We start from the raw sequence: 23,273 nt of genomic DNA on the forward strand, positions 1-23,273 counted from the left end.
GTAGGCGCCGAAGCACAACCACCCGCACTGAGTGAGGTCAACGTGTCCAGCACGCCCACCACGCCCCAGAACCCCGAGACCGGAACCGCGCGCGTCAAGCGCGGTATGGCCGAGCAGCTCAAGGGCGGCGTGATCATGGACGTCGTCACGCCGGAAGAGGCGAAGATCGCCGAGGACGCCGGTGCCGTCGCCGTCATGGCCCTGGAGCGGGTGCCGGCCGACATCCGCAAGGACGGCGGCGTGGCCCGTATGTCCGACCCCGACATGATCGACGGCATCATCGACGCCGTCTCGATTCCGGTCATGGCCAAGTCCCGTATCGGCCACTTCGTCGAGGCCCAGGTCCTCCAGTCGCTCGGCGTGGACTACATCGACGAGTCCGAGGTCCTCACGCCCGCCGACGAGGTCAACCACTCCGACAAGTGGGCCTTCACCACCCCCTTCGTCTGCGGTGCGACCAACCTGGGCGAGGCCCTGCGCCGTATCGCCGAGGGCGCGGCCATGATCCGCTCCAAGGGCGAGGCCGGCACCGGCAACGTCGTCGAGGCGGTCCGCCACCTGCGCCAGATCAAGGGCGAGATCGCCAAGCTGCGCGGCTGCGACAACAACGAGCTGTACGCCGCCGCCAAGGAGCTGCGCGCCCCGTTCGAGCTGGTCAAGGAGGTCGCCGAGCTCGGCAAGCTGCCCGTCGTCCTGTTCTCCGCCGGTGGTGTCGCCACCCCCGCCGACGCCGCGCTGATGCGCCAGCTCGGCGCCGAGGGCGTCTTCGTCGGCTCCGGGATCTTCAAGTCCGGCGACCCGGCCAAGCGCGCCGCCGCGATCGTGAAGGCCACCACCTTCTACGACGACCCGAAGGTCATCGCGGACGTCTCCCGCAACCTGGGCGAGGCCATGGTCGGCATCAACTGCGACACCCTCCCCGAGGCCGAGCGCTACGCCAACCGCGGCTGGTAAGGACGCAGAAACTGATGAGCACCACTCCCACCATCGGTGTGCTGGCGCTCCAGGGCGACGTCCGCGAGCACCTCAAGGCGCTCGCGGACGCCGGCGCCCAGGGGCTTCCGGTCCGCCGTCCTGAGGAACTCGCCGGGATCGACGGCCTGGTCATACCCGGCGGCGAGTCCACCACCATGTCCAAACTGGCGGTCTCGTTCGGCATGTTGGAGCCGCTGCGCGCGTTCGTGCGGGCGGGCCGGCCGGTCTACGGCACCTGTGCCGGCATGATCATGGTCGCCGACAAGCTGCTGGACGCCCGGGAGGACCAGGAGACGCTCGGCGGCATCGACATGATCGTGCGTCGTAACGCCTTCGGGCGGCAGAACGAGTCGTTCGAGGCGGCCGTCGAGGTCGCCGGGATCGACGGCGGCCCGGTGGAGGGCGTCTTCATCCGGGCGCCCTGGGTCGAGTCGGTCGGCGCCTCGGCCGAGGTCCTCGCGACGTACGGTGGACATACGGTGGCGGTGCGGCAGGGTAACGTCCTCGCCACGTCGTTCCACCCGGAGTTGACCGGCGACCACCGGATCCACGGGTTCTTCGTGGACATGGTGCGTGCGGTGGCCCCTCAAGGGGAGCGCGCGTAAGTGCGCCGTGAGGGGTGGAGTTCGGGAGACCGGCGGCCCTCCCGGTAGGATCTGGGGCGATCGTTTCTGAAATTGGTTACGCGAAGGAGACAGGCGGATGTCCGGCCACTCTAAATGGGCTACGACGAAGCACAAGAAGGCCGTGATCGATGCAAAGCGCGGCAAGCTCTTCGCGAAGCTGATCAAGAACGTCGAGGTCGCGGCGCGCATGGGCGGCGTCGACCTGGAAGGTAACCCGACGCTGTACGACGCCGTGCAGAAGGCGAAGAAGCAGTCGGTTCCGAACAAGAACATCGACTCCGCGATCAAGCGCGGTGGCGGTCTCGAGGCCGGTGGCGCCGACTACGAGACGATCATGTACGAGGGCTACGGCCCCAACGGCGTCGCGGTCCTCATCGAGTGCCTCACCGACAACCGCAACCGTGCCGCGTCCGACGTCCGGGTCGCGATGACCCGCAACGGCGGCTCGATGGCCGACCCGGGCTCGGTGTCGTACCTCTTCAACCGCAAGGGCGTGGTGATCGTCCCCAAGGGCGAGCTGAGCGAGGACGACGTGCTCGGCGCGGTCCTGGACGCCGGTGCCGAGGAGGTCAACGACCTCGGTGAGTCCTTCGAGGTGCTCAGCGAGGCCACCGACCTGGTCGCGGTGCGTACCGCGCTCCAGGAGGCCGGGATCGACTACGACTCGGCCGAGGCCAACTTCATCCCGACCATGCAGGTCGAGCTGGAGGAAGAGGCCGCGCGCAAGATCTTCAAGCTGATCGACGCGCTGGAGGACAGCGACGACGTGCAGAACGTCTTCGCCAACTTCGACGTGTCCGACGAGGTCATGGCCAAGGTCGACGCCTGACGGTCGCGGACTTACCGGTCGTACGACGGGCCGGCGGGGACACACCCCGCCGGCCCGTCGGTTTGTCAGTGGCAGCTACTAACCTGCAGGAACACAGGAACAGACGACCGAACGACGGCGAGGGGCGGGGCCCGATGAAGGTGCTGGGGGTGGACCCGGGGTTGACGCGGTGCGGGGTCGGCGTGGTGGACGGGGTCGCCGGGCGGCCACTGGCCATGGTCGACGTCGGCGTCGTCCGGACCCCGGCGGACGCGGACATCGCGCACCGCCTGGTGCTGATCGAGCGCGGCATAGAGGAGTGGCTCGACACCCACCGCCCCGAATGTGTCGCCGTGGAGCGGGTCTTCAGCCAGCACAACGTCCGTACGGTCATGGGCACCGCCCAGGCCAGCGCGGTCGCCATGCTGTGCGCCGCCCGCCGCGGGCTGCCGGTCGCGCTGCACACCCCCAGCGAGGTCAAGGCCGCGGTCACCGGCTCCGGCCGGGCCGACAAGGCGCAGGTCGGCGCGATGGTCACCCGCCTGCTGCGGCTGGACGCACCGCCCAAGCCGGCCGACGCCGCCGACGCCCTCGCCCTGGCCATCTGCCACATCTGGCGCGCCCCCGCGGTCAACCGCCTCCAGCAGGCCCAGGCCCAGGCCGCGGCCCGCCGCACCCCCGCTCCCGTACGCACGCTGAAGGGCACCCGATGATCGCCTTTGTCTCCGGCCCGGTCGCGGCCCTCGCGCCGGACACCGCCGTCATCGAGGTCGGCGGCATCGGCATGGCCGTCCAGTGCACGCCGAACACCCTGTCCGGGCTGCGGGTCGGCGCACAGGCCAAGCTCGCCACCTCCCTCGTCGTCCGCGAGGACTCGCTCACCCTCTACGGCTTCGCCGACGACGACGAACGGCAGACCTTCGAGCTGCTCCAGACCGCCAGTGGCGTCGGCCCGCGGCTCGCCCAGGCGATGCTCGCGGTGCACTCTCCGGACGCCCTGCGGCTCGCGGTGTCCACGGGCGACGAGAAGGCGCTGACGGCCGTGCCGGGCATCGGCAAGAAGGGCGCGCAGAAGCTGTTGCTGGAGTTCAAGGACCGGCTCGGCGCGCCGGTCGGCACCGCCCGGCCGGTGGCCGGGGCCGCGGCGCCGGCCGGCTGGCGCGATCAGCTGCAGGCCGCGCTGGTCGGTCTGGGCTACGCCGCCCGGGAGGCCGACGAGGCGGTCGCCGCGGTGGCCCCGCAGGCCGAGGCGGCCGCCGCCGCGGGCGGTACGCCGCAGGTGCCGCAGCTGCTGAAGGCGGCGCTGCAGACCCTCAACCGGGCCCGATGACCGGCGCTGCGCCCGGGCGCCCCCGACCGTACGACCACGTAGGCGGCCCGGCCGCCCCGACTCCGCGAGGCAATCCGCAGTGAACTGGGACGACACCGCACCGTCCACCGCCGAGGAGGGCGTCGACGGCCCGGCCGACCGGCTGGTGGCGGCCGACGCCGACGGCGAGGAGAACGCCGTCGAGGCCGCACTGCGGCCCAAGGACCTGGCCGAGTTCGTCGGCCAGGAGCGGGTCCGCGAACAGCTCGACCTGGTGCTGAAGGCGGCCCGCGCCCGAGGTGCCACCGCCGACCACGTCCTCCTCTCCGGCGCGCCAGGGCTGGGCAAGACCACCCTCTCCATGATCATCGCGGCCGAGATGGGTGCCCCGATCCGGATCACCTCCGGTCCCGCCATCCAGCACGCCGGCGATCTGGCGGCGATCCTCTCCTCCCTCCAGGAGGGCGAGGTCCTCTTCCTCGACGAGATCCACCGGATGTCCCGGCCCGCCGAGGAGATGCTCTACATGGCGATGGAGGACTTCCGGGTCGACGTGATCGTCGGCAAGGGGCCGGGCGCGACCGCGATCCCGCTGGAGCTCCCGCCGTTCACACTGGTCGGGGCCACCACCCGGGCCGGCCTGCTGCCGCCGCCGCTGCGCGACCGGTTCGGCTTCACCGGCCACATGGAGTTCTACGCACCCGTCGAGCTACAGCGCGTCATCCACCGCTCCGCCGGCCTGCTCGACGTGGAAATAGAGCCGGACGGCGCCGCAGAGATCGCCGGCCGCTCCCGTGGCACGCCCCGGATCGCCAACCGCCTGCTGCGGCGGGTCCGCGACTACGCCCAGGTCAAGGCCGACGGCGTGATCACCCGCGAGGTCGCCGCGCAGGCCCTGGGGGTCTACGAGGTCGACAGTCGCGGGCTGGACCGGCTCGACCGGGCGGTGCTCACCGCCCTGCTCAAGCTGTTCGGCGGCGGCCCGGTGGGACTGTCCACCCTCGCGGTCGCGGTGGGGGAGGAGCGGGAGACGGTCGAGGAGGTCGCCGAGCCCTTCCTGGTGCGCGAGGGTCTGCTGGCCCGTACGCCGCGCGGCCGGATCGCGACCCCCGCGGCGTGGGCCCACCTCGGGCTGGTGCCGCCGCAGCAAGCGGGCGGAAGCGGACAGGCGGGACTGTTCACGGCATGACGGCGCGGAGACTCGCCCGGTCAGGAACTGCGGTGCGATGCTGGGCGTTGTTCCACTGGTGCGGACTCGCTTAGACTCCGCCGATGCCGTCCGTATGGACGGTATTTCCACCTCTGTATATGAGACCGCGGAGATGCGGTCGTGCGAAGGATTTCCGTCCCGTGAGTATCATGACTCTCCTCCCCTTCATCGTTCTCATCGGGGCCATGTTCCTGATGACGCGGTCCGCCAAGAAGAAGCAGCAGGCGGCGCAGCAGATGCGCAACGAGATGCAGCCCGGCACCGGTGTCCGCACGATCGGTGGCATGTACGCCACCGTCAAGGAAATCCACGAGGAAACCGTCCTCCTCGAGGTCGCTCCCGGCGTGCACGCCATCTACGCCAAGAACGCCATCGGCGCGGTGCTCGCGGATGAGGAGTACAACCGCATTCTGGACGGTGCCGACCCGATCACCGGCGAGGACAACCCGGTCGTTCCGGACGATGTCTCGTCGCTGACCGTTGCCGACGAGGCCACCGAAAAGGGTGAGAAGGCCGGCAAGATCGACCTGGGCAAGGCCGAGGCCGGCGACGACGCCGAGCCCGCCGCCGACAAGGCCAAGGACGCCGAGGCTGATAAGGCCGACAAGGCCGACAAGGCCGACGAGTCGGTCGCCAAGGACGACGCCGCCAAGGACGACAAGAAGGCCGGCGACGCCGACGCGAAGTAGTCCGTTCCGTAGTGGGGAGCCGCGGCACGTCCCCGATCGGGCGCACCGCGGTTCCCGGACGGTCTAGGCTCCGGCGGGGGCACGTCCCCACAACACTTCGTGGCCGCTCGGCAGACATCCCAGGCCGAGGGGTTGGACAGGGAGAAACGACAAGGTGGCAGCACCGAAGAAGGGCCGCAGGGCGCCCGCGAACCAGGGGCATCCAGGGCGCACCCTGATCCTGGTCCTGATCGCGATGGTGGCGCTGATCGGAGGCATGTTCTACTCCGGCACGCTGACCCCCCGACTGGGCATCGACCTGGCGGGCGGCACCAGCTTCACGCTGGCGGCGCAGAACCAGCCGGGCAAGCCCAACGCGATCAACGAGACCAACATGAACACTGCCGCCGGCATCATGGAGCGACGGGTCAACGGTCTCGGTGTGACCGAGTCCGAGGTCCAGACGCAGGGCAGCGACCACATCATCGTGAACATCCCCAAGGGGACGGACGCGAAGCAGGCCCGGCAGCAGGTCGGCACCACCGCCCAGCTCGCCTTCCGGCCGGTGCTGACCACCGCCGCGGGCGCCAAGACCCCCCAGCCCTCGCCCAGCCCTTCCAAGAGCGGTCAGGGCGGCGGCAAGGACGGTGAGAAGGCCACCGGCGGCAAGGGCTCCCAGCAGAGCTCCTCGCCGACGCCGAGCGCCAGCGCCTCCACCAAGGGCCGCGCGGTCACGGACGCGCTGAAGAAGCCGTCCGCCCCGCCCTCGGCCTCCGCCTCGGACAAGCCCTCGGCGCAGCCGAAGCCGCCCGCCCCCGGTGGCGCGGACGTCCCGGCCGCCCTGCAGAAGCAGTTCGCGGCGCTGGACTGCTCCACGAAGCAGAGCCTGTCCCAGGCCAATGAGCAGGCCGCCGGTGCCAAGCCCAGCGACCCGGTCGTGGCCTGTAAGAACGACGGCTCCCAGAAGTACGTGCTCGGCCCGGTCGGCGTCGAGGGTCAGGACGTCAAGGACGCCAAGGCGGTCTTCGACTCCCAGCAGGGCCAGGGCTGGATCGTCCAGATGGACTTCACCTCCGACGGCGGCAAGAAGTTCGCGGACGTCACCGGCACGCTCGCCGCCAAGACGCCGCCGCAGAACCAGTTCGCGATCGTGCTGGACGGCGCGGTGGTCTCCGACCCGCGCGTCACCGAGCGGCTCAACGGCGGTAACGCCACGATCTCCGGCGGCTTCACCCAGCAGACCGCCGAGGACCTCGGCAACATGCTGTCCTACGGCGCGCTGCCGCTCTCCTTCAAGATCGACGACGAGACCACGGTCACCGCGGCGCTCGGTGGCGAGCAGTTGCACGCCGGTCTGATCGCCGGTGCCATCGGCCTCGCGCTTGTCGTCCTCTACCTGGTCGCCTACTACCGGGGGCTGGCGCTGGTCGCGCTGGCGAGCCTGGGGGTCTCGGCGGTCCTGACGTACACGATCATGACGTTGCTCGGGCCGGCCATCGGGTTCGCGTTGAACCTCCCGGCGGTCTGTGGCGCCATCGTCGCCATCGGTATCACCGCCGACTCGTTCATCGTCTACTTCGAGCGCATCCGGGACGAGATCCGGGAGGGCCGCACCCTGCGTCCGGCCGTCGAGCGCGGCTGGCCGCGGGCCCGCCGCACGATCCTGGTCTCCGACTTCGTGTCGTTCCTGGCCGCCGCGGTGCTGTTCATCGTCACCGTCGGCAAGGTGCAGGGCTTCGCGTTCACGCTCGGTCTGACCACCGTCCTCGACGTGGTCGTGGTGTTCCTCTTCACCAAGCCCCTGATGACGCTGCTGGCCCGGCGGAAGTTCTTCTCCGAGGGTCACTCCTGGTCCGGCCTCGACCCCAAGCGCCTGGGCGCCAAGCCCCCGCTGCGCCGTCGTCGCACCGCCCCCACCCAGACGAAGGAGGCGTGAGATGTCCAAGCTCGGCAACCTCGGCGCCCGGCTCTACCGCGGTGAGGTCGGCTACGACTTCATCGGCAAGCGGAAGATCTGGTACGGCGTCTCGATCCTCATCACCATCACGGCCATCGTCGGCCTGGCGGTGCGCGGTCTGAACATGGGCATCGAGTTCTCCGGCGGTGCGGTCTTCACCACCCCGAAGACCTCGGTCTCCACCGCGGAGGCCCAGCACCACGCCGAGTCGGCCGCCCCCGGCCACCAGGCGACGGTGCAGCAGTTGGGCGGCGGCGGCGCGCTGCGCATCCAGATCAGCGGTCTGGACACCAAGCAGTCGCTGCCCGTCCAGGAGGAGATCGCCAAGGACCTCAAGGTCCCGGTCAAGGACGTCAACACCCAGCTGGTCGGCCCGAGTTGGGGCGAGCAGATCGCCGACAAGGCGTGGCTGGGCCTGGGGATCTTCATGATCCTCGTGGTGCTCTACCTGGCCGTCGCCTTCGAGTGGCGGATGGCGGTCGCCGCACTGGTCGCCCTGATCCACGACCTGACGATCACGGTCGGCGTCTACGCCCTGGTCGGCTTCGAGGTCACCCCGGGCACGGTCATCGGTCTGCTGACGATCCTCGGCTACTCGCTGTACGACACGGTCGTCGTCTTCGACAGCCTGAAGGAAGCCTCCAAGGACATCACCAAGCAGAGCCGCTTCACCTACAGCGAGATCGCCAACCGCAGCATCAACGGCACCCTGGTGCGGTCGATCAACACCACGGTCGTGGCACTGCTCCCGGTCGCCGGCCTGCTGTTCGTCGGCGGCGGTGTGCTGGGCGCGGGCATGCTCAACGACATCTCGCTGGCCCTGTTCGTGGGTCTGGCCGCCGGTGCCTACTCGTCGATCTTCATCGCGACGCCGCTGGTCGCCGACCTGAAGAACGGCGAGCCGCAGATGAAGGCGCTGGCCACGCGGGTCGCCGCCAAGCGTGCCTCGGCCGCCGCCAAGGAGGCGGCCCGCCAGGAGGGGACCGACGCCGGGGCGGACGACGGTGCCGAGGACGACGGCGAGGGCGCCGCGGTCGTCGGCCCGCGCCCCCAGTCGGCGTCGTCTCGCAACCGCGGTCGCGGCCGCCCGTCGGGAGGGCGTCGATGAGCGCCCCCGCCGAGCTGCGCGAGCTGCTCCTCAGCCGGATCTCGGACGTGCCGGACTATCCGCAGCCGGGCGTGGTGTTCAAGGACATCACCCCGCTGCTCGCCGATCCGACCGCGTTCCGTGCCCTGACCGGCGCCTTCGTCGACCTGTGTGAGCGCTTCCGGGTGGACAAGGTGGTGGGCCTGGAGGCCCGCGGCTTCATCCTCGCCGCGCCGGTCGCGGTGGCCGCCGGGGTCGGCTTCGTCCCGGTCCGCAAGGCCGGCAAGCTGCCCGGCGCGACCCTCGGCCAGGCGTACGAGCTGGAGTACGGCACCGCCGAGATCGAGATCCACGCCGATGCGCTGACGCCCGGCGACCGGGTCCTGGTGATCGACGACGTGCTGGCGACCGGCGGCACCGCGGACGCGTCGATGCAGCTCATCCGTCGGGCCGGGGCAGAGGTGGCCGGCCTTGCGGTGCTGCTGGAGCTGGGCTTCCTGGACGGCCGACAGCGGCTGGAGTCGGGTCTGAAGGGCGCTCCGCTGGAGGCCCTGATCACGGTCTGAGATCACGACCTGAGCCGCCGCCGGCACCGTCCGGCAGCTGCCTGAGCAGCGGGGGCATCCGGAACATTCCGGGTGCCCCCGCTGCTGTGTCATGTGCAGACCCATGGCCGCGCGGCAGCCATGGCCATGGGCTGGATACCATGGCACCCCGGCCGCTTCGAGGCCCTGGGGTCCGTACCCGCATGAGGAGTGCCCTTGCCAGACGAGGCCCAGCCGCTCTCCCCCGGACCGCGTCCGGCGGAAACCCCCGCCGTGCGCCCGGATGAGCCGAAGCCGCAGCCCGCGGTTTCCTCCGACGCGTCGAAGCCCGAGCGGCAGGACGCGGCCGACGGCACCGCCGCGCCCACCGCGCCCCAGGCCCCCGCCGGGCGGTCCCGCCAGGCCCCCGTGCCGCAGCTGCCGGGCAAGTCGGTGTCGACCGCGTCGGCCGGCCGCTCGGGCTCGCCCAACCGCGTCCGGGCCCGCCTCGCCCGGCTGGGTGTGCAGCGCTCCAGCCCTTACAACCCGGTCCTGGAACCGTTGCTGCGGGCCGTCCGCAGCAACGACCCCAAGATCGAGACCGCCACGCTGCGCCAGGTCGAGCGGGCCTACCAGGTCGCCGAGCGCTGGCACCGCGGTCAGAAGCGCAAGAGCGGCGACCCGTACATCACCCACCCGCTCGCGGTCACCACCATCCTCGCCGAGCTCGGCATGGACCCGGCGACGCTGATGGCGGGGCTGCTGCACGACACCGTCGAGGACACCGAGTACGGACTCGACACCCTGCGCCGGGACTTCGGCGACCAGGTCGCGCTGCTCGTCGACGGCGTCACCAAGCTGGACAAGGTCAAGTTCGGCGAGGCCGCGCAGGCCGAGACGGTCCGCAAGATGGTCGTGGCGATGGCCAAGGACCCGCGGGTGCTGGTCATCAAGCTCGCCGACCGCCTCCACAACATGCGCACCATGCGCTACCTCAAGCGGGAGAAGCAGGAGAAGAAGGCCCGCGAGACGCTGGAGATCTACGCCCCGCTGGCGCACCGGCTGGGCATGAACACCATCAAGTGGGAGCTGGAGGACCTCGCCTTCGCGATCCTCTACCCCAAGATGTACGACGAGATCGTCCGGCTGGTCGCCGAGCGCGCGCCCAAACGCGACGAGTACCTGGCGGTGGTGACCGACGAGGTCCAGGCCGATCTGCGGGCCGCCCGCATCAAGGCCACCGTCACCGGCCGGCCGAAGCACTACTACAGCGTCTACCAGAAGATGATCGTGCGCGGCCGCGACTTCGCCGAGATCTACGACCTGGTGGGCATCCGTGTCCTCGTCGACACCGTCCGGGACTGCTACGCGGCCCTGGGCACCATCCACGCGCGGTGGAATCCGGTCCCCGGCCGGTTCAAGGACTACATCGCGATGCCCAAGTTCAACATGTACCAGTCGCTGCACACGACGGTGATCGGCCCCAGCGGCAAGCCCGTTGAACTCCAGATCCGCACCTTCGACATGCACCGGCGTGCCGAATACGGCATCGCCGCGCACTGGAAGTACAAGCAGGAGGCGGTCGCCGGTGCCTCCAAGGTGCGCACCGACGCGCCCAAGGGCAGCGGCAAGGGCGTCGGCCAGGACACCGTCAACGACATGGCCTGGCTGCGGCAGTTGCTGGACTGGCAGAAGGAGACCGAGGACCCGGGCGAGTTCCTGGAGTCGCTGCGCTTCGACCTCTCCCGCAACGAGGTCTTCGTCTTCACGCCCAAGGGCGACGTGATAGCACTGCCGGCCGGCGCCACCCCGGTCGACTTCGCCTACGCGGTGCACACCGAGGTCGGCCACCGCACGATAGGGGCGCGGGTCAACGGCCGTCTGGTGCCGCTCGAATCGACGCTGGACAACGGCGACTTGGTGGAGGTCTTCACCTCCAAGGCGACCGGCGCGGGCCCGTCCCGCGACTGGCTGAGCTTCGTGAAGTCCCCGCGGGCCCGCAACAAGATCCGCGCGTGGTTCTCCAAGGAGCGCCGCGACGAGGCCATCGAGCAGGGCAAGGACGCCATCGCGCGGGCGATGCGCAAGCAGAACCTGCCGATCCAGCGGATCCTGACCGGCGACTCCCTGGTGACCCTCGCGCACGAGATGCGCTACCCGGACATCTCCTCGCTCTACGCCGCCATCGGCGAGGGCCACGTCGCCGCGCAGGGCGTCGTCCAGAAGCTGGTGCAGGCGCTCGGCGGACAGGACGAGGCCACCGAGGACATCGCCGAGTCGACGCCGATCCGGCCGCGTTCCAAGCGCCGGTCCAGCGCGGACCCGGGCGTGGTCGTCAAGGGCGTGGACGACGTGTGGGTGAAGCTGGCCCGCTGTTGTACGCCGGTGCCGGGCGACCCCATCATCGGGTTCGTCACCCGAGGCAGCGGCGTCTCGGTGCACCGCGCCGACTGCGTGAACGTGGACTCGCTCTCCCGGCAACCCGAGCGGATCCTGGAGGTCGAGTGGGCGCCGACCCAGTCGTCGGTCTTCCTCGTCGCCATCCAGGTGGAGGCGCTGGACCGCTCCCGGCTGCTGTCGGACGTCACCCGCGTCCTGTCCGACCAGCACGTCAACATCCTCTCCGCGGCGGTGCAGACCTCCCGCGACCGGGTCGCCACCTCCCGCTTCACCTTCGAGATGGGCGACCCCAAGCACCTGGGGCACGTCCTGAAGGCGGTCCGGGGCGTGGAGGGGGTCTACGACGTCTACCGGGTGACCTCGGCACGACGGCCCTGACCGGGGCGAGGGGGAGACGATGGGGGAGGACGTGCTCGGCGGGCGGTACCGCCTCGTCCGGCTGATCGGGCGGGGCGGGATGGGGGCCGTCCACGAAGCGGTGGACACCGAGCTCGACCGTCGGGTGGCGGTCAAGCAACTGCGGGGCGCGGGCGGGCGGGACGCCGCCGCGCTGGCCCTGACGCGCCTTCGCCGGGAGGCTCAGGCGCTGGCCCGGATCAGCCACCCTGGCGTCGTACAGGTCCACGACAGCGGCCGTCACGAGGACCGTCCGTACCTCGTGATGGAGCTGTTGGACGGGGTGGACCTCGCGAAGCTGGTGGAGGCGCACGGCCCGCTGCCGCCGTCGGTGGCGGCGGCGATCGGCCTGGGGATGTGCCGGGCGTTGGCCGCCGCCCACACCGCGGGCGTGCTGCACCGCGACGTCAAACCGACCAACGTCATGGTCACCGCTGCCGGCCGGGTGGTGCTCCAGGACTTCGGGCTCGCCCGGATCGTCGAGGAGCCGGCGATCACCCAGGCCGGTGTGCTGATCGGCACCCCGCAGTACATGGCCCCGGAGCTGATCCGCGGTGAACTCCCGGGCCCCGAAGCCGACATGTACGGGCTCGGCGCCTGCCTGTATTTGATGCTCATCGGCACCCCGCCGCTGGGCACCGACCCGGTCGACGTCGGCGTGCTGGTGGAACGGGCGGTCGGGCCGGGCATCCCGAAGCTGGCCGGGCGGATCGGCAGCGGTGTTCCGCATGCCCTGGCACACCTCGTGGACGCGCTCTGCGGGCAGGAACCCGGCCACCGGCCGTCCACCACCGATGTCGATGCGTTGTTGGCCTCGCTGCCGAGCGCGGACGACGAGCGCGCGTTACGCCGGCTGGTGGCCGACCGCGTCCGCGAGCAGGCCGTGGAGTTCGTCTACAGCCCGCCGGCCCAGGACTCCTCGGCCCCCGAGCTGCTGGACTGGGCGGCGATCCCGCAGACGGAGCCGGCCGCACAGGACGTCCACCGGCCGCTGACGCTCAGCGACGGCACCCGCCAGTTGCTGCTCAGCAGCATGACGGCGGACAACGCCCGGTCCCGCCAGCGCGAGGCGGTCAATCTCGTCCTGCGCGGCGACATCCAAGAAGCGGTGCGGATGCTCACCGCGGTCGCCCAGGTCTGCGCCTCGGCCCTGGGACCGGATCATCCGACCACCTTGACCAGCCAGTACTGGCAGGCGGTGTGCCTGGCGCGGCTGGGCGCGGGCGCCGAGGCACTGGAACTGTTCTCACGGGTCAATGCAGCAACCGAGCAGCGGAGGGGGCGGGATCGTGACTGATCTCGAAGTACGGGCGGTACCGGAGCCGGGCGGCGACGCGGAGGAGGAACTCCGCTCCCTGATGCGCTGGTTGCACGACGACGAGGAACTGCACCGCCAGGTGCGCGGCAGCCTCACCGCCTCCCGCGGGCCCCGGCCCGGCGAGATGGGCCTCGGCTTCGACCTGCTCCAGCTGGCCCTCGGCACCGCGGTGTCCGGCGGCTCGCTCGCGGTGTCGGTCCTCCAGTGGCGCGACGCGCGCCGCCGCGCCCCCGAACTCACCCTGCGCGCCGGGGAGATCGAGGTCCGCATCCCGCGCGGTGCGGCCGCCGACCCGGAGACCGTACGCCGGATCGTCGCCCTGCTCGACGAGGCCCAGGAGCCCGGGGGCGATGACCGGACTGCCTGATCCGGCCGCCTCCCGGGCCGTGCTGCTCGGCACCGCCTCCTACCGCCACCTCGACGCGCTCCCGGCCGTCGGGACCAACCTCCGCGACCTGGCCGGGACCCTCGGCGACGCCACGGTCTGGGGGCTGCCGGAGTCGCACTGCGAGGTGGTGCTCGACCCGGGGAGCGCCGATGCGATGCTCGATCCCGTCCACCGCGCGGGCGACGAGGCCACCGACACCCTCGTCGTCTACTACGCGGGCCACGGCATGCGCGACACCGAGTCGGCCGACCTCTACCTCGGCCTGACCGGCTCCCGGGACAGCGTCGGCTACACCGCGGTCGCCTACCAGCACCTGCGCGGCGCCATCCGGGCCGCCCGCGCCCGCCGCAAGGTCGTCGTCCTGGACTGCTGCTTCAGCGGCCGGGCCGTCCGCACGCTCGCCGGCCGCCAGGACGTCCTGGCCGCCCAGGCCGCGGTGGACGGCGCCTACGTGCTGACCGCCTCCCCGCGGGACCGGGTGGCGCTGGCCCCGGACGGCGAGCGGCACACCGCCTTCACCGGCGAACTGCTCGGCATCCTCCGGTACGGCATCACCGACGGCCCCGAGCTGATCGACCTCGACACCCTCTACCGGGCCCTGGAGGAGCGGCTGGGGGCCAAGAACCGGCCGCTGCCGCAGCGCGCCCAGGAGAACGGCGTGGGACGGCTGCCGCTGGCCCGCAACCGCGCGCTGGCGCAGCGCCGCGCGCCCGCCGGGCCGGTGCTCGACGCCGAGGTCCGCGCCGCCATGGTGGCGTCCGGCCTCAGCCTCGCGCGGATGCTGCGGGCGGCCGGCAACAGCCGCGATGCGCTGCCGGTGCTCCGGCTCGCCCTGAGGGAGCGCGGCCCGGACGGCGGGGGCGACCTGTTGCCCGTACAACTGGAGCTCTCCGAACTCCTCGCCGAGACCGGGCAGATCAAGGAGTCCATCGAGGTCCTGGAGCAGGCGTTCCACCGGGCCCGTCAGGTCTACGGCCCGGAGGCCGTGCTGGTCTGCCGGCGGCTGGCCGACCTGCTCCAGGAGTCCGGCAACCACATCCAGGCGTGCGAGGTGCTCAAACACGCCCTGGACCTGATGGAGACCGGCAGCCGCAGCCGGCGGTGAACCGCCCCGACCGCGCGAAACGGCCCGCCGGGAAACCCCGGCGGGCCGTCACGGACGAGCGCGGCGCCTCAGCCGCCGAACTCCTCCAGGCCCTTCAGCGCCTGGTCCAGCAGCGCCTTGCGGCCCTCCAGCTCCCGGCCGAGCTTGTCGGCCTTGGCGGTGTTGCCGGCCGCCCGGGCCGCGTCGATCTGCTTCTGGAGCTTGTCGACGGCGTCCTGGAGCTGACCGGTCAGCCCCGCGGCGCGCGCCCGCGCCTCAGGGTTGGTCCGCCGCCACTCGGTCTCCTCGGCCTCCTGGATGGCCCGCTCGACCGCGTGCATCCGGCCCTCGATCTTGGGACGGGCGTCGCGCGGCACGTGACCGATGGCCTCCCACCGCTCGTTGACCGCCCGGAACGCGGCCCGGGCCGCCTTCAGGTCGGTGACCGGGAGCAGCTTCTCCGCCTCGGCGGCCAGCTCCTCCTTGCGGGTCAGGTTCTCCTGCTGCTCGGCGTCGCGCTCCGCGAAGATCTCGCTGCGCGCCTGGAAGAAGACGTCCTGCGCGCCGCGGAAGCGGTTCCACAGGTCGTCCTCGTGCTCGCGCTGGGCACGGCCGGCGGCCTTCCAGTCCTGCATCAGCTCGCGGTAACGGGCGGCGGTGGTCCCCCAGTCCGTGGAGCCGGACAGCGCCTCGGCCTCGGCGACCAGCTTCTCCTTGGCCTTGCGGGCCTCCTCGCGCTGCGCGTCCAGCGAGGCGAAGTGCGCCTTGCGCCGCTTGGAGAACGCCGACCGGGCGTGCGAGAAGCGGTGCCACAGCTCGTCGTCGGTCTTGCGGTCCAGCCGCGGCAGGCCCTTCCAGGTGTCGACCAGCGCCCGCAGCCGCTCGCCCGCCACCCGCCACTGCTCGCTGGCGGCCAACTCCTCGGCCTCGACGACCAGCTTCTCCTTGGACTGCCGGGCCTCGTCGCTCTGCCGGGCCTTCGCCACCCGGCGCTCCTCGCGCCGCGACTCGACCGCGCTGACCAGCGTGTCCAGTCGCTTCTTCAGTGCCTCCAGATCGCCCACCGCGTGGTGCTCGTCGACCTGCTGGCGCAGGTGGTCGATCGCGGCCTGGGCGTCCTTCGCCGAGAGGTCGGTGGTCCTGACCCGTCGCTCCAGGAGGTCGATTTCCACGACCAGGCCCTCATACTTGCGCTCGAAGTAGGCGAGGGCCTCTTCGGGAGTGCCCGCCTGCCACGATCCGACGACCTGCTCGCCGTCGGCGGTACGCACGTACACGGTCCCCGTCTCATCGACGCGGCCCCATGGGTCGCTGCTCACAGCGCCTCCTCCACATGATGCCGACGCGGGCCCGTGGCCCCCCGGCATCGTCCACAGTTTCTGTCCGGCGGGGCAGCGCCCCGGCCGGTCCGACGGGCTGAATTGCGGTGAGGGTGGCAGGCCGTCGGAGCAGGCACCCTACACAACGCCAATCTAGGCGACCGGCGGTCGGCTGTCCGCATCCAGCACGACCGAAATTCCAGCGAGGACGACGGAACGCGTCCCCCACCTGCCGCCCCCGATCAGGACTTTTTGACCACCGCCTCATTGATGACGACCGTGGCGTTGGGCGCGGTGCTGCCGGTCGCCGGGTCGGGGTGCGAACCGGCGTCGGCGATCTTCTTCAGGACGTCCATCCCGCCGGTGATCCGCCCGAACGGCGTGTAGTTCGCGGGCAGCTGGCTGTCCTGGTAGACGAGGAAGAACTGACTGCCGCCGGAGTTGCGGGTCTTGGGGTTGCTGCCGTCGTAGCGGTTGGCCATGGCGACCGTGCCCGCCGGGTAGACGTCGCCCTTGAGGTGCGGGTCCTTGAGGTTCTCGTCCGGGAGGGTGTAGCCGGGCGTGCCCTCGCCGGTGCCCTTCGGGTCGCCGCACTGCAGGACGTAGATCCGCTGGTCGACCAGGCGGTGGCAGCGACTGTGGTCGAAGTAGCCCTGGCCCGCCAGGAAGGCGAACGAGTTCACGGTGTGCGGCGCCTTGGCCGCGTCCATGGTGAAGGTGATCCGCCCGCAGGTGGTGGCCAGCTCGGAGGTGTACGACGCCGAGGTGTCGACCGTCATCGCCGGCTCCTTCGGCCAGGTCTTCTTCGACGGCGTGCCCTTGACGGGCCGGGCGCACGGGTCGCCGGTCGGGGCGGCCGCGTCGTCGGTGGTCTTCCGATCGCCGCCGATCAGCGTGACCGAGGCGTATGCGGTGGCACCGGCGGCCAGCGCGACGGCCACGACGCCCGCGATGATCACGTTGCGGCGCTTGGTGCGCCGTACGGACTCGACCCGCCGCTCGTGCTGGCGCGCGTACTTCTGCCGGGCGAGCTCGCGCCGCCGCCGGTCCTTGCTGGCCACCGGTCGTCTCCTTGTCCTGAGCGTCGATCGCTGCCGCTGGGCCCTGCCGTCGGACTCCCGCCTGCCGTTCGACGTCCGGCCCGCCCTCCGGGCGGACGAGGGGAGTCTGACGGCAGGGCCCAGCCGTGGCCGTACCGTATACGGGTTCGCCCTGCCGGGAGTCCCGCCGGTAGGCTCTGGAGCTGCCGAGATGTTCCGGGCGCGGTCCCGCAGGCCGCCCCCCCCGATCTTTAAGGACGAACGTGCTGATTGCCGGGTTCCCCGCCGGGGCCTGGGGGACCAACTGCTACTTGGTCGCCCCCGCCGCCGGCGAGGAGTGCGTGATCATCGACCCGGGCCACCAGGCGGCCCCAGGAGTCGAGGACGCGCTCAGGAAGCATCGGCTCAAGCCCGTAGCGGTGATCCTGACCCACGGCCACATCGACCACGTCGCGTCGGTCGTCCCGGTGTGCGGCGCGCACGACGTCCCCGCCTGGATCCACCCCGAGGACCGCTTCATGATGAGCGATCCGGAGAAGGCGCTCGGCCGCTCCATCGGGCAGCAGCTCATGGGCGAGCTGACCGTGGGTGAGCCGGACGACGTCAAGGAGCTGGCCGACGGGAGTGCGCTGGAGCTGGCCGGGATGGAGTTCTCGGTCGCACACGCCCCGGGCCATACCAAGGGGTCGGTGACCTTCCGGATGCCCGAGCAGGCCGACGTTCCGCCGGTCTTCTTCTCGGGCGACCTGCTGTTCGCCGGCTCCATCGGACGCACCGACCTGCCGGGCGGCGACCACGCCGAGATCCTCCGGTCGCTGGCACGTGTGTGCCTGCCCCTGGAGGACTCCACCGTCGTCTTGTCCGGCCACGGCCCCCAGACCACCATCGGCCACGAGCGCGCCACCAACCCCTTCCTCCGGCAGGTGGCCGCCGGCCTCGGAGACGGCACCCCGACCGCCGCTCCGCGACGAGGAATGTGACGAGAACCTTCCGTGAGCACCTTTCAGGCACCCAAGGGCACCTACGACCTGATCCCGCCGAATTCCGCGACGTACCTCGCGGTGCGCGAGGCGATCTCCGCACCGCTGAAGAACTCCGGATACGGCTACATCGAGACGCCCGGCTTCGAGAACGTCGAGCTGTTCGCCCGCGGTGTCGGTGAGTCCACCGACATCGTCACCAAGGAGATGTACGCCTTCGAGACCAAGGGCGGCGACCAGCTCGCCCTGCGGCCCGAGGGCACCGCGTCCACGCTGCGCGCCGCGCTGGAGGCCAACCTCCACAAGGGCGGCAACCTCCCGGTCAAGCTCTGGTACTCCGGCTCGTACTACCGCTACGAGCGCCCGCAGAAGGGCCGTTACCGGCACTTCTCGCAGGTCGGCGCCGAGGCGATCGGGGTCGAGGACCCGGCGCTGGACGCCGAGCTGATCATCCTGGCCAACCAGTCCTACCGTGCGCTCGGCCTGCGGAACTTCCGCATCCTGCTCAACTCGCTGGGCGACAAGGAGTGCCGTCCGGTCTACCGCGCCGCGCTCCAGGACTTCCTGCGCGGGCTGGACCTGGACGAGGACACCCGGCGCCGGGTCGACATCAACCCGCTGCGCGTCCTGGACGACAAGCGCGAGGCGGTCCAGAAGCAGCTGGCCGGTGCGCCGATGCTGCGCGACTACCTCTGCGAGGCGTGCAAGAGCTACCACGAGCAGGTGCGCGAGCTGCTGACCGCGGCGGGTGTGGCCTTCGAGGACGACCTGAAGCTGGTCCGCGGCCTGGACTACTACACCCGCACCACCTTCGAGTTCGTCCACGACGGTCTCGGTTCGCAGTCCGCGGTGGGCGGCGGTGGCCGTTACGACGGCCTCTCGGAGATGATCGGCGGTCCCGCGCTGCCGTCCGTCGGCTGGGCGCTGGGCGTCGACCGCACGGTGCTGGCCCTGGAGGCCGAGGGCATCACCCTCGACCTGCCGGCCGCCACCTCCGTCTACGCGGTCCCGCTCGGCGAGGAGGCCCGTCGGGTGCTCTTCGGCAAGGTCACCGAACTGCGCCGGGCCGGGGTGGCCACGGACTTCGCCTACGGCGGCAAGGGCCTGAAGAACGCCATGAAGTCCGCCAACCGCTCCGGCGCGCGGCTGGCCCTGGTGGCCGGCGAGCGGGACCTGGCCGAGGGCGTGGTCCAGCTCAAGGACCTGCAGAGCGGTGAGCAGACCCCGATCGCGCTGGACGCGGTGGTCGACGAGGTCCGGCGGGCGCTGGCCTGAGCCGGGCGGCACCGACCCCGAGGGGGCCCGGACGGCAGTGCGCCGTCCGGGCCCCCTCGCGTCAACGCCGGGTGGTGCCGAATCACCCCGGATCCGCCCAGGGCACCCCTGGTTCACAGGGAGGTGCGGCACAATGAAGGACGCGGCCGGGAAGCGCCGGCCGAGCCCCACCTCCCCACGGGACCGACGGAACGGCCATATGACGACGACAGCGCTTGACGACGTGTCCACCGACGACGACCACGCGAGCGCCGCGGAAACCATCGGCTCCGGTCGAGGCTTCGCCCTGCTCCTGGTGATCACCGGCGCGCTCGGCGGACTGGCCGCCTGGATCATCACCCTGGACAAGTTCGAGCTGCTGAAGGACCCGAACTTCAAGCCGGCCTGCAGCCTGAACCCGATCATCTCCTGCGGCAGCGTCATGCAGAGCAAGCAGGCGGAGGTCTTCGGCTTCCCCAACCCGATGGCCGGGCTGATCGGTTTCGCGGTGGTCATCGCGATCGGCATGGCCCTGCTGGCAGGTGCCCGCTTCCGCCGCTGGTACTGGCTCGGTCTGAACGTGGGCACGCTGCTGGCCACGGTCTTCTGCATGTGGCTGATGACCCAGTCGCTGTACGACATCAACGCGCTCTGCCTGTGGTGCACGCTGACCTGGTGCGTGACCCTCCTGATGTTCTGGTACACCACCGTGCACAACCTCAAGCACGGCATCATCCCGGCGCCCCGAGGGCTGCGCGACGCGGTCGTGGAGTTCCACTGGGTGGTCCCGGTGCTCTGGTACGGCGTGATCGCGCTGCTGATCCTGACCCGCTGGTGGTCGTACTGGAGCAGCCTGCTCTGAGCCGTCCCCCGGAGTCGTCCCGGACGCCTCCGGAACCGCTTCCGCGCCCCGGCCCGCCGACCCCGGCGGCCGGGGCGTTGTCAGTGCGGTGGCATAGGCTCCGTAGACGTGGAGCCCGACCTGTTCACCGCCGCCGCAGAAGACCGTCAGGAGAAGGACCCCGCGGGGTCCCCTCTCGCCGTACGCATGCGCCCCCGCACCCTCGACGAAGTCGTCGGCCAGCAGCATCTGCTCAAGCCCGGTTCGCCGCTGCGGCGGCTGGTCGGCGAGGGCGCCGGCGGCCCGGCGGGGCCCTCGTCGGTGTTCCTGTGGGGGCCGCCCGGCATCGGCAAGACGACCCTGGCGTACGTCGTCAGCCAGGCGACCAACAAGCGCTTCGTCGAGCTCTCCGCGATCACGGCCGGCGTCAAGGAGGTCCGGGCGGTCATCGACGGCGCCCGCCGCGCCTCGGGCGGCTACGGCAAGGACACCGTCCTCTTCCTCGACGAGATCCACCGCTTCAGCAAGGCCCAGCAGGATTCCCTGCTGCCCGCGGTGGAGAACCGCTGGGTGACGCTGATCGCCGCCACGACCGAGAATCCGTACTTCTCGGTGATCTCCCCGCTGCTCTCCCGCTCGCTGCTGCTGACCCTGGAACCGCTCACCGACGACGACCTGCGGGGCCTGCTGCACCGCGCGTTGACCGCCGAGCGCGGGCTCGGCGGGGCGGTCACCCTCCCCGAGGACACCGCGGCCCATCTGTTGCGGATCGCGGGTGGCGACGCCCGGCGGGCGCTGACGGCGCTGGAGGCGGGTGCCGGTTCCGCGCTGGCCAAGGGGGAGCAGGAGATCACCCTCCAGACCCTGGAGGAGGCGGTGGACCGTGCGGCGGTGAAGTACGACCGGGCCGGCGACCAGCACTACGACGTCGCCAGCGCCCTGATCAAGTCCATCCGCGGCTCCGACGTCGATGCCGCGCTGCACTATCTGGCGCGGATGATCGAGGCGGGGGAGGACCCGCGGTTCATCGCCCGCCGGCTGATGATCTCGGCCAGTGAGGACATCGGTCTGGCCGATCCGTCGGCGCTGCAGACCGCGGTGGCCGCCGCCCAGGCGGTGGCGCTGATCGGCTTCCCCGAGGCCCGGATCACGCTGAGCCAGGCCACCATCGCGCTGGCCCTCGCCCCGAAGTCGAACGCCGCGTACGTGGCGATAGACGCCGCCCTGGCGGACATCCGGGCCGGCAAGGCCGGGCCGGTCCCCCCGCACCTGCGCGACAGCCACTACCAGGGCGCCCAGAAGCTCGGCCACGGCCAGGGCTACCAGTACCCGCACGATCTGCCGGGCGGTATCGCGGCCCAGCAGTACGCCCCGGACGAGGTGCACGGCACGCGCTACTACACCCCCACCCGGCACGGCGCCGAGGCGCGCTACGCCGATGTCGCCGAGCGGGTCCGGGCCCGGTTGCGCGGCGAGCACGGCGACTGACCGGGGCGCGGCCGGCGGGGCCGGGGCGGCCGGTCAGCTGGCCGCGGCCTCGAAGAGCACGTGCATCGCCCGGCGCAGCTCGGCGACGTCCCGGACCGGCTCGGGGAAGTCGAAGCGGGCGTCGAAGGTCCGCCGGTCGCCGTCGGTGAAGCGGACCCGCAGTCCGAAGCGGTCCAGGCCCACCGGAACGGCCTGGTCCCGCAGCCCGCAGACCTCCTCGCGGTCGCCGAGCAGTGCGCACAGCCCGCGCACCTGCTCGGCGTGGGCCGCGTGCAGGTGTTGGAGCAGTTCCGCCTCGTGGGTGACCAGCGGGTCGGGTGCCGCGGCGGCGAACTCCTCCGGCTCGAAGGACTCCGCGCCCCACAGGTCGTCCACCGCGCCCTCGCCGACCTCCAGGCGCAGCAGCATCCAGGCGGGGCGCCCGTAGGCGCTCGGGGCCGGGTCCGGTGCCAGTGCCTCGCCGATGCCCAGCAGCTCGCCGACCGGGTGTCGCTCGGCGAGCAGCATCGCGGCCCGGGCGCGCTGCTCGTTGCGCACGGGGGTGAGCCAACCGGCCACCCAGGCGCGACCGCGGATCCGATGGGGCACCGAAACCGGCGCCACATCCGTGATCTCCATCACGACCGGCAGGTCGTCGTCCTGGGCGTGTGCGGCCGCCCGGGCGGCCGAGGAGTCCCCAGGAGCCAGGAGCAGCACGTCTCCTTCGGGCGTCACGGTCCGGCAGACGGGCGCCGAGAGGCCGGTCTCGTCGGGATCCTCGACTCCGGGGATGTCCAGTGACGCCATACCATGGGACTCGACGAGAGTTCGTACGCGCTCAGCCGCCGAGGGCCGCTGGGCGTCTTCCACGGGACGCGGCTGACCCGTCCCGGTGCGGTCTGCGCCGGGCAGGGGGATCCCAGGTCGAAACATGCGTTCTCCTCGCGCTAAGGTAAGCCTCACCTAACTTACATGGAGGAACGTTCCACGTGAACCAGTCGCGTCCCAAGGTCAAGAAGTCCCGTGCGCTCGGCATCGCGCTGACGCCGAAGGCCGTCAAGTACTTCGAGGCCCGTCCCTACCCGCCCGGCGAGCACGGCCGCGGCCGCAAGCAGAGCAGTGACTACAAGGTCCGACTGCTGGAGAAGCAGCGTCTGCGCGCCCAGTACGACATCAGCGAGCGCCAGATGGCTCGCGCCTACGACCGCGCTCGGAAGGTCGAAGGCAAGACGGGCGAGGCCCTGATCATCGAGCTTGAGCGCCGTCTGGACGCGCTCGTCCTGCGTTCGGGCCTGGCCCGGACGATCTACCAGGCCCGCCAGATGGTGGTCCACGGCCACATCTCGGTCAACGACCGCAAGGTCGACAAGCCGTCCTTCCGCGTCCGCCCCGGCGACGTCGTGATGGTCCGCGAGCGCAGCCGTGACAAGCACCCCTTCCAGGTGGCCCGCGAGGGTGGTTACGCCCCCGACGGCGAGACCCCGCGCTACCTGGAGGTCAACCTCCAGGCCCTGGCGTTCCGCCTGGACCGGGACCCCAACCGCAAGGAGATCCCGGTGATCTGCGACGAGCAGCTCGTCGTCGAGTACTACGCTCGCTGATCCACTCGGCCGGCGCACCGC

The 23,273-nt window shown here is 71.3% G+C and carries 22 protein-coding genes; 19 read left to right on the forward strand and 3 right to left on the reverse strand.

All coding sequences use genetic code 11. From position 1 onward, the window contains the following. The first annotated feature begins 42 nt into the window (after positions 1-42). From pdxS to ACO0M4_RS27770, 14 genes are all read left to right on the forward strand, one after another. Complete coding sequence (gene pdxS, locus ACO0M4_RS27705) at positions 43-954, forward strand: pyridoxal 5'-phosphate synthase lyase subunit PdxS (RefSeq protein WP_030067142.1); 912 nt, start codon at positions 43-45, stop codon at positions 952-954. Positions 955-968: 14 nt separating this feature from the next. After that, positions 969-1,580 carry a pyridoxal 5'-phosphate synthase glutaminase subunit PdxT gene (pdxT, locus tag ACO0M4_RS27710; protein WP_430373617.1) on the forward strand — a complete coding sequence of 204 codons (612 nt, stop codon included), beginning with the start codon at positions 969-971 and terminating at the stop codon, positions 1,578-1,580. 97 nt (positions 1,581-1,677) lie between these two features. Next, complete coding sequence (locus ACO0M4_RS27715; protein WP_390015407.1) at positions 1,678-2,430, forward strand: YebC/PmpR family DNA-binding transcriptional regulator; 753 nt, start codon at positions 1,678-1,680, stop codon at positions 2,428-2,430. Positions 2,431-2,564: 134 nt separating this feature from the next. After that, a complete protein-coding gene (gene ruvC / locus ACO0M4_RS27720) occupies positions 2,565-3,122 on the forward strand; it encodes a crossover junction endodeoxyribonuclease RuvC (protein WP_430373619.1) in 558 nt (185 codons plus the stop codon). Further along, a complete protein-coding gene (ruvA, locus tag ACO0M4_RS27725; protein WP_430373620.1) occupies positions 3,119-3,739 on the forward strand; it encodes a Holliday junction branch migration protein RuvA in 621 nt (206 codons plus the stop codon). Before ruvC ends, ruvA begins: the two co-directional genes overlap by 4 nt. Positions 3,740-3,818: 79 nt before the next feature. Continuing rightward, positions 3,819-4,907 (forward strand): Holliday junction branch migration DNA helicase RuvB, encoded by a 1,089-nt coding sequence (gene ruvB / locus ACO0M4_RS27730; protein WP_430373621.1) that lies wholly within the window; start codon positions 3,819-3,821, stop codon positions 4,905-4,907. Positions 4,908-5,068: 161 nt separating this feature from the next. Further along, positions 5,069-5,617 (forward strand): preprotein translocase subunit YajC, encoded by a 549-nt coding sequence (gene yajC / locus ACO0M4_RS27735; RefSeq protein WP_430373622.1) that lies wholly within the window; start codon positions 5,069-5,071, stop codon positions 5,615-5,617. Positions 5,618-5,771: 154 nt separating this feature from the next. Beyond that, a complete protein-coding gene (gene secD / locus ACO0M4_RS27740; RefSeq protein ID WP_430373624.1) occupies positions 5,772-7,532 on the forward strand; it encodes a protein translocase subunit SecD in 1,761 nt (586 codons plus the stop codon). A gap of 1 nt (position 7,533) precedes the next feature. Next, complete coding sequence (gene secF / locus ACO0M4_RS27745) at positions 7,534-8,661, forward strand: protein translocase subunit SecF (RefSeq protein ID WP_430373625.1); 1,128 nt, start codon at positions 7,534-7,536, stop codon at positions 8,659-8,661. Continuing rightward, the gene (locus ACO0M4_RS27750; protein WP_430373626.1) at positions 8,658-9,206 is read left to right on the forward strand and encodes an adenine phosphoribosyltransferase; all 549 of its coding nucleotides are present in this window, start codon (positions 8,658-8,660) and stop codon (positions 9,204-9,206) included. The genes secF and ACO0M4_RS27750 overlap by 4 nt, the downstream gene beginning before the upstream one ends. A gap of 195 nt (positions 9,207-9,401) precedes the next feature. Continuing rightward, on the forward strand, positions 9,402-11,942 hold the full coding sequence (locus tag ACO0M4_RS27755; protein WP_430373628.1) for a RelA/SpoT family protein: 2,541 nt from the start codon (positions 9,402-9,404) through the stop codon (positions 11,940-11,942). A gap of 19 nt (positions 11,943-11,961) precedes the next feature. Next, positions 11,962-13,257 carry a protein kinase domain-containing protein gene (locus ACO0M4_RS27760; RefSeq protein ID WP_430373629.1) on the forward strand — a complete coding sequence of 432 codons (1,296 nt, stop codon included), beginning with the start codon at positions 11,962-11,964 and terminating at the stop codon, positions 13,255-13,257. Next, entirely contained in the window at positions 13,250-13,645 is a 396-nt protein-coding gene (locus tag ACO0M4_RS27765; protein WP_430373630.1) for an effector-associated constant component EACC1, read from the forward strand. Before ACO0M4_RS27760 ends, ACO0M4_RS27765 begins: the two co-directional genes overlap by 8 nt. Further along, positions 13,629-14,771: a caspase, EACC1-associated type gene (locus ACO0M4_RS27770; RefSeq protein WP_430373632.1), complete on the forward strand. Its 1,143-nt coding sequence runs from the start codon at positions 13,629-13,631 to the stop codon at positions 14,769-14,771. Before ACO0M4_RS27765 ends, ACO0M4_RS27770 begins: the two co-directional genes overlap by 17 nt. A 68-nt stretch (positions 14,772-14,839) precedes the next feature. Here the strand turns inward: ACO0M4_RS27770 and ACO0M4_RS27775 are convergent, their stop codons facing one another. Continuing rightward, positions 14,840-16,069: a DUF349 domain-containing protein gene (locus ACO0M4_RS27775; protein ID WP_430373633.1), complete on the reverse strand. Its 1,230-nt coding sequence runs from the start codon at positions 16,067-16,069 to the stop codon at positions 14,840-14,842. A gap of 242 nt (positions 16,070-16,311) precedes the next feature. Continuing rightward, a complete protein-coding gene (locus ACO0M4_RS27780; RefSeq protein WP_430373634.1) occupies positions 16,312-17,130 on the reverse strand; it encodes a peptidylprolyl isomerase in 819 nt (272 codons plus the stop codon). 242 nt (positions 17,131-17,372) lie between these two features. On the opposite strand from ACO0M4_RS27780, the gene ACO0M4_RS27785 reads away from it, so the two are divergent. The 4 genes from ACO0M4_RS27785 to ACO0M4_RS27800 all read left to right on the forward strand — a co-directional run bounded on the left by ACO0M4_RS27785 (position 17,373) and on the right by ACO0M4_RS27800 (position 21,672). Next, positions 17,373-18,089, forward strand: a complete 717-nt coding sequence (locus ACO0M4_RS27785) for an MBL fold metallo-hydrolase (RefSeq protein ID WP_430373635.1) — start codon at positions 17,373-17,375, stop codon at positions 18,087-18,089. Positions 18,090-18,101: 12 nt separating this feature from the next. Continuing rightward, positions 18,102-19,364, forward strand: coding sequence for a histidine--tRNA ligase (hisS, locus tag ACO0M4_RS27790; RefSeq protein WP_430373636.1), 1,263 nt, complete (start codon positions 18,102-18,104; stop codon positions 19,362-19,364). 199 nt (positions 19,365-19,563) lie between these two features. Beyond that, on the forward strand, positions 19,564-20,205 hold the full coding sequence (locus ACO0M4_RS27795) for a vitamin K epoxide reductase family protein (RefSeq protein WP_430373637.1): 642 nt from the start codon (positions 19,564-19,566) through the stop codon (positions 20,203-20,205). A 108-nt stretch (positions 20,206-20,313) separates the two neighbouring features. Continuing rightward, positions 20,314-21,672 carry a replication-associated recombination protein A gene (locus ACO0M4_RS27800; protein WP_430373638.1) on the forward strand — a complete coding sequence of 453 codons (1,359 nt, stop codon included), beginning with the start codon at positions 20,314-20,316 and terminating at the stop codon, positions 21,670-21,672. 33 nt (positions 21,673-21,705) lie between these two features. On the opposite strand, the gene ACO0M4_RS27805 is transcribed toward ACO0M4_RS27800, so the two are convergent. Next, positions 21,706-22,458: a DUF2470 domain-containing protein gene (locus tag ACO0M4_RS27805; RefSeq protein WP_430373639.1), complete on the reverse strand. Its 753-nt coding sequence runs from the start codon at positions 22,456-22,458 to the stop codon at positions 21,706-21,708. Positions 22,459-22,640: 182 nt separating this feature from the next. On the opposite strand from ACO0M4_RS27805, the gene rpsD reads away from it, so the two are divergent. Beyond that, positions 22,641-23,252 (forward strand): 30S ribosomal protein S4, encoded by a 612-nt coding sequence (rpsD, locus tag ACO0M4_RS27810; protein ID WP_100602274.1) that lies wholly within the window; start codon positions 22,641-22,643, stop codon positions 23,250-23,252. The last annotated feature ends 21 nt before the right edge of the window (positions 23,253-23,273 follow it).

The sequence above is a fragment of the Streptomyces sp. RGM 3693 genome (genome assembly GCF_050471125.1).
Taxonomy (GTDB): Bacteria; Actinomycetota; Actinomycetes; order Streptomycetales; family Streptomycetaceae; genus Streptomyces.

Coding starts and splice junctions, on each gene's coding strand:
- pdxT (WP_430373617.1), top strand. CDS start 969: ATGAGCACCACTCCCACCATCGGTGTGCTGGCGCTCCAGGGCGACGTC.
- ACO0M4_RS27715 (WP_390015407.1), top strand. CDS start 1,678: ATGTCCGGCCACTCTAAATGGGCTACGACGAAGCACAAGAAGGCCGTG.
- ruvC (WP_430373619.1), top strand. CDS start 2,565: ATGAAGGTGCTGGGGGTGGACCCGGGGTTGACGCGGTGCGGGGTCGGC.
- ruvA (WP_430373620.1), top strand. CDS start 3,119: ATGATCGCCTTTGTCTCCGGCCCGGTCGCGGCCCTCGCGCCGGACACC.
- secF (WP_430373625.1), top strand. CDS start 7,534: ATGTCCAAGCTCGGCAACCTCGGCGCCCGGCTCTACCGCGGTGAGGTC.
- ACO0M4_RS27750 (WP_430373626.1), top strand. CDS start 8,658: ATGAGCGCCCCCGCCGAGCTGCGCGAGCTGCTCCTCAGCCGGATCTCG.
- ACO0M4_RS27760 (WP_430373629.1), top strand. CDS start 11,962: ATGGGGGAGGACGTGCTCGGCGGGCGGTACCGCCTCGTCCGGCTGATC.
- ACO0M4_RS27770 (WP_430373632.1), top strand. CDS start 13,629: ATGACCGGACTGCCTGATCCGGCCGCCTCCCGGGCCGTGCTGCTCGGC.
- ACO0M4_RS27795 (WP_430373637.1), top strand. CDS start 19,564: ATGACGACGACAGCGCTTGACGACGTGTCCACCGACGACGACCACGCG.
- ACO0M4_RS27805 (WP_430373639.1), bottom strand. CDS start 22,458: ATGGCGTCACTGGACATCCCCGGAGTCGAGGATCCCGACGAGACCGGC.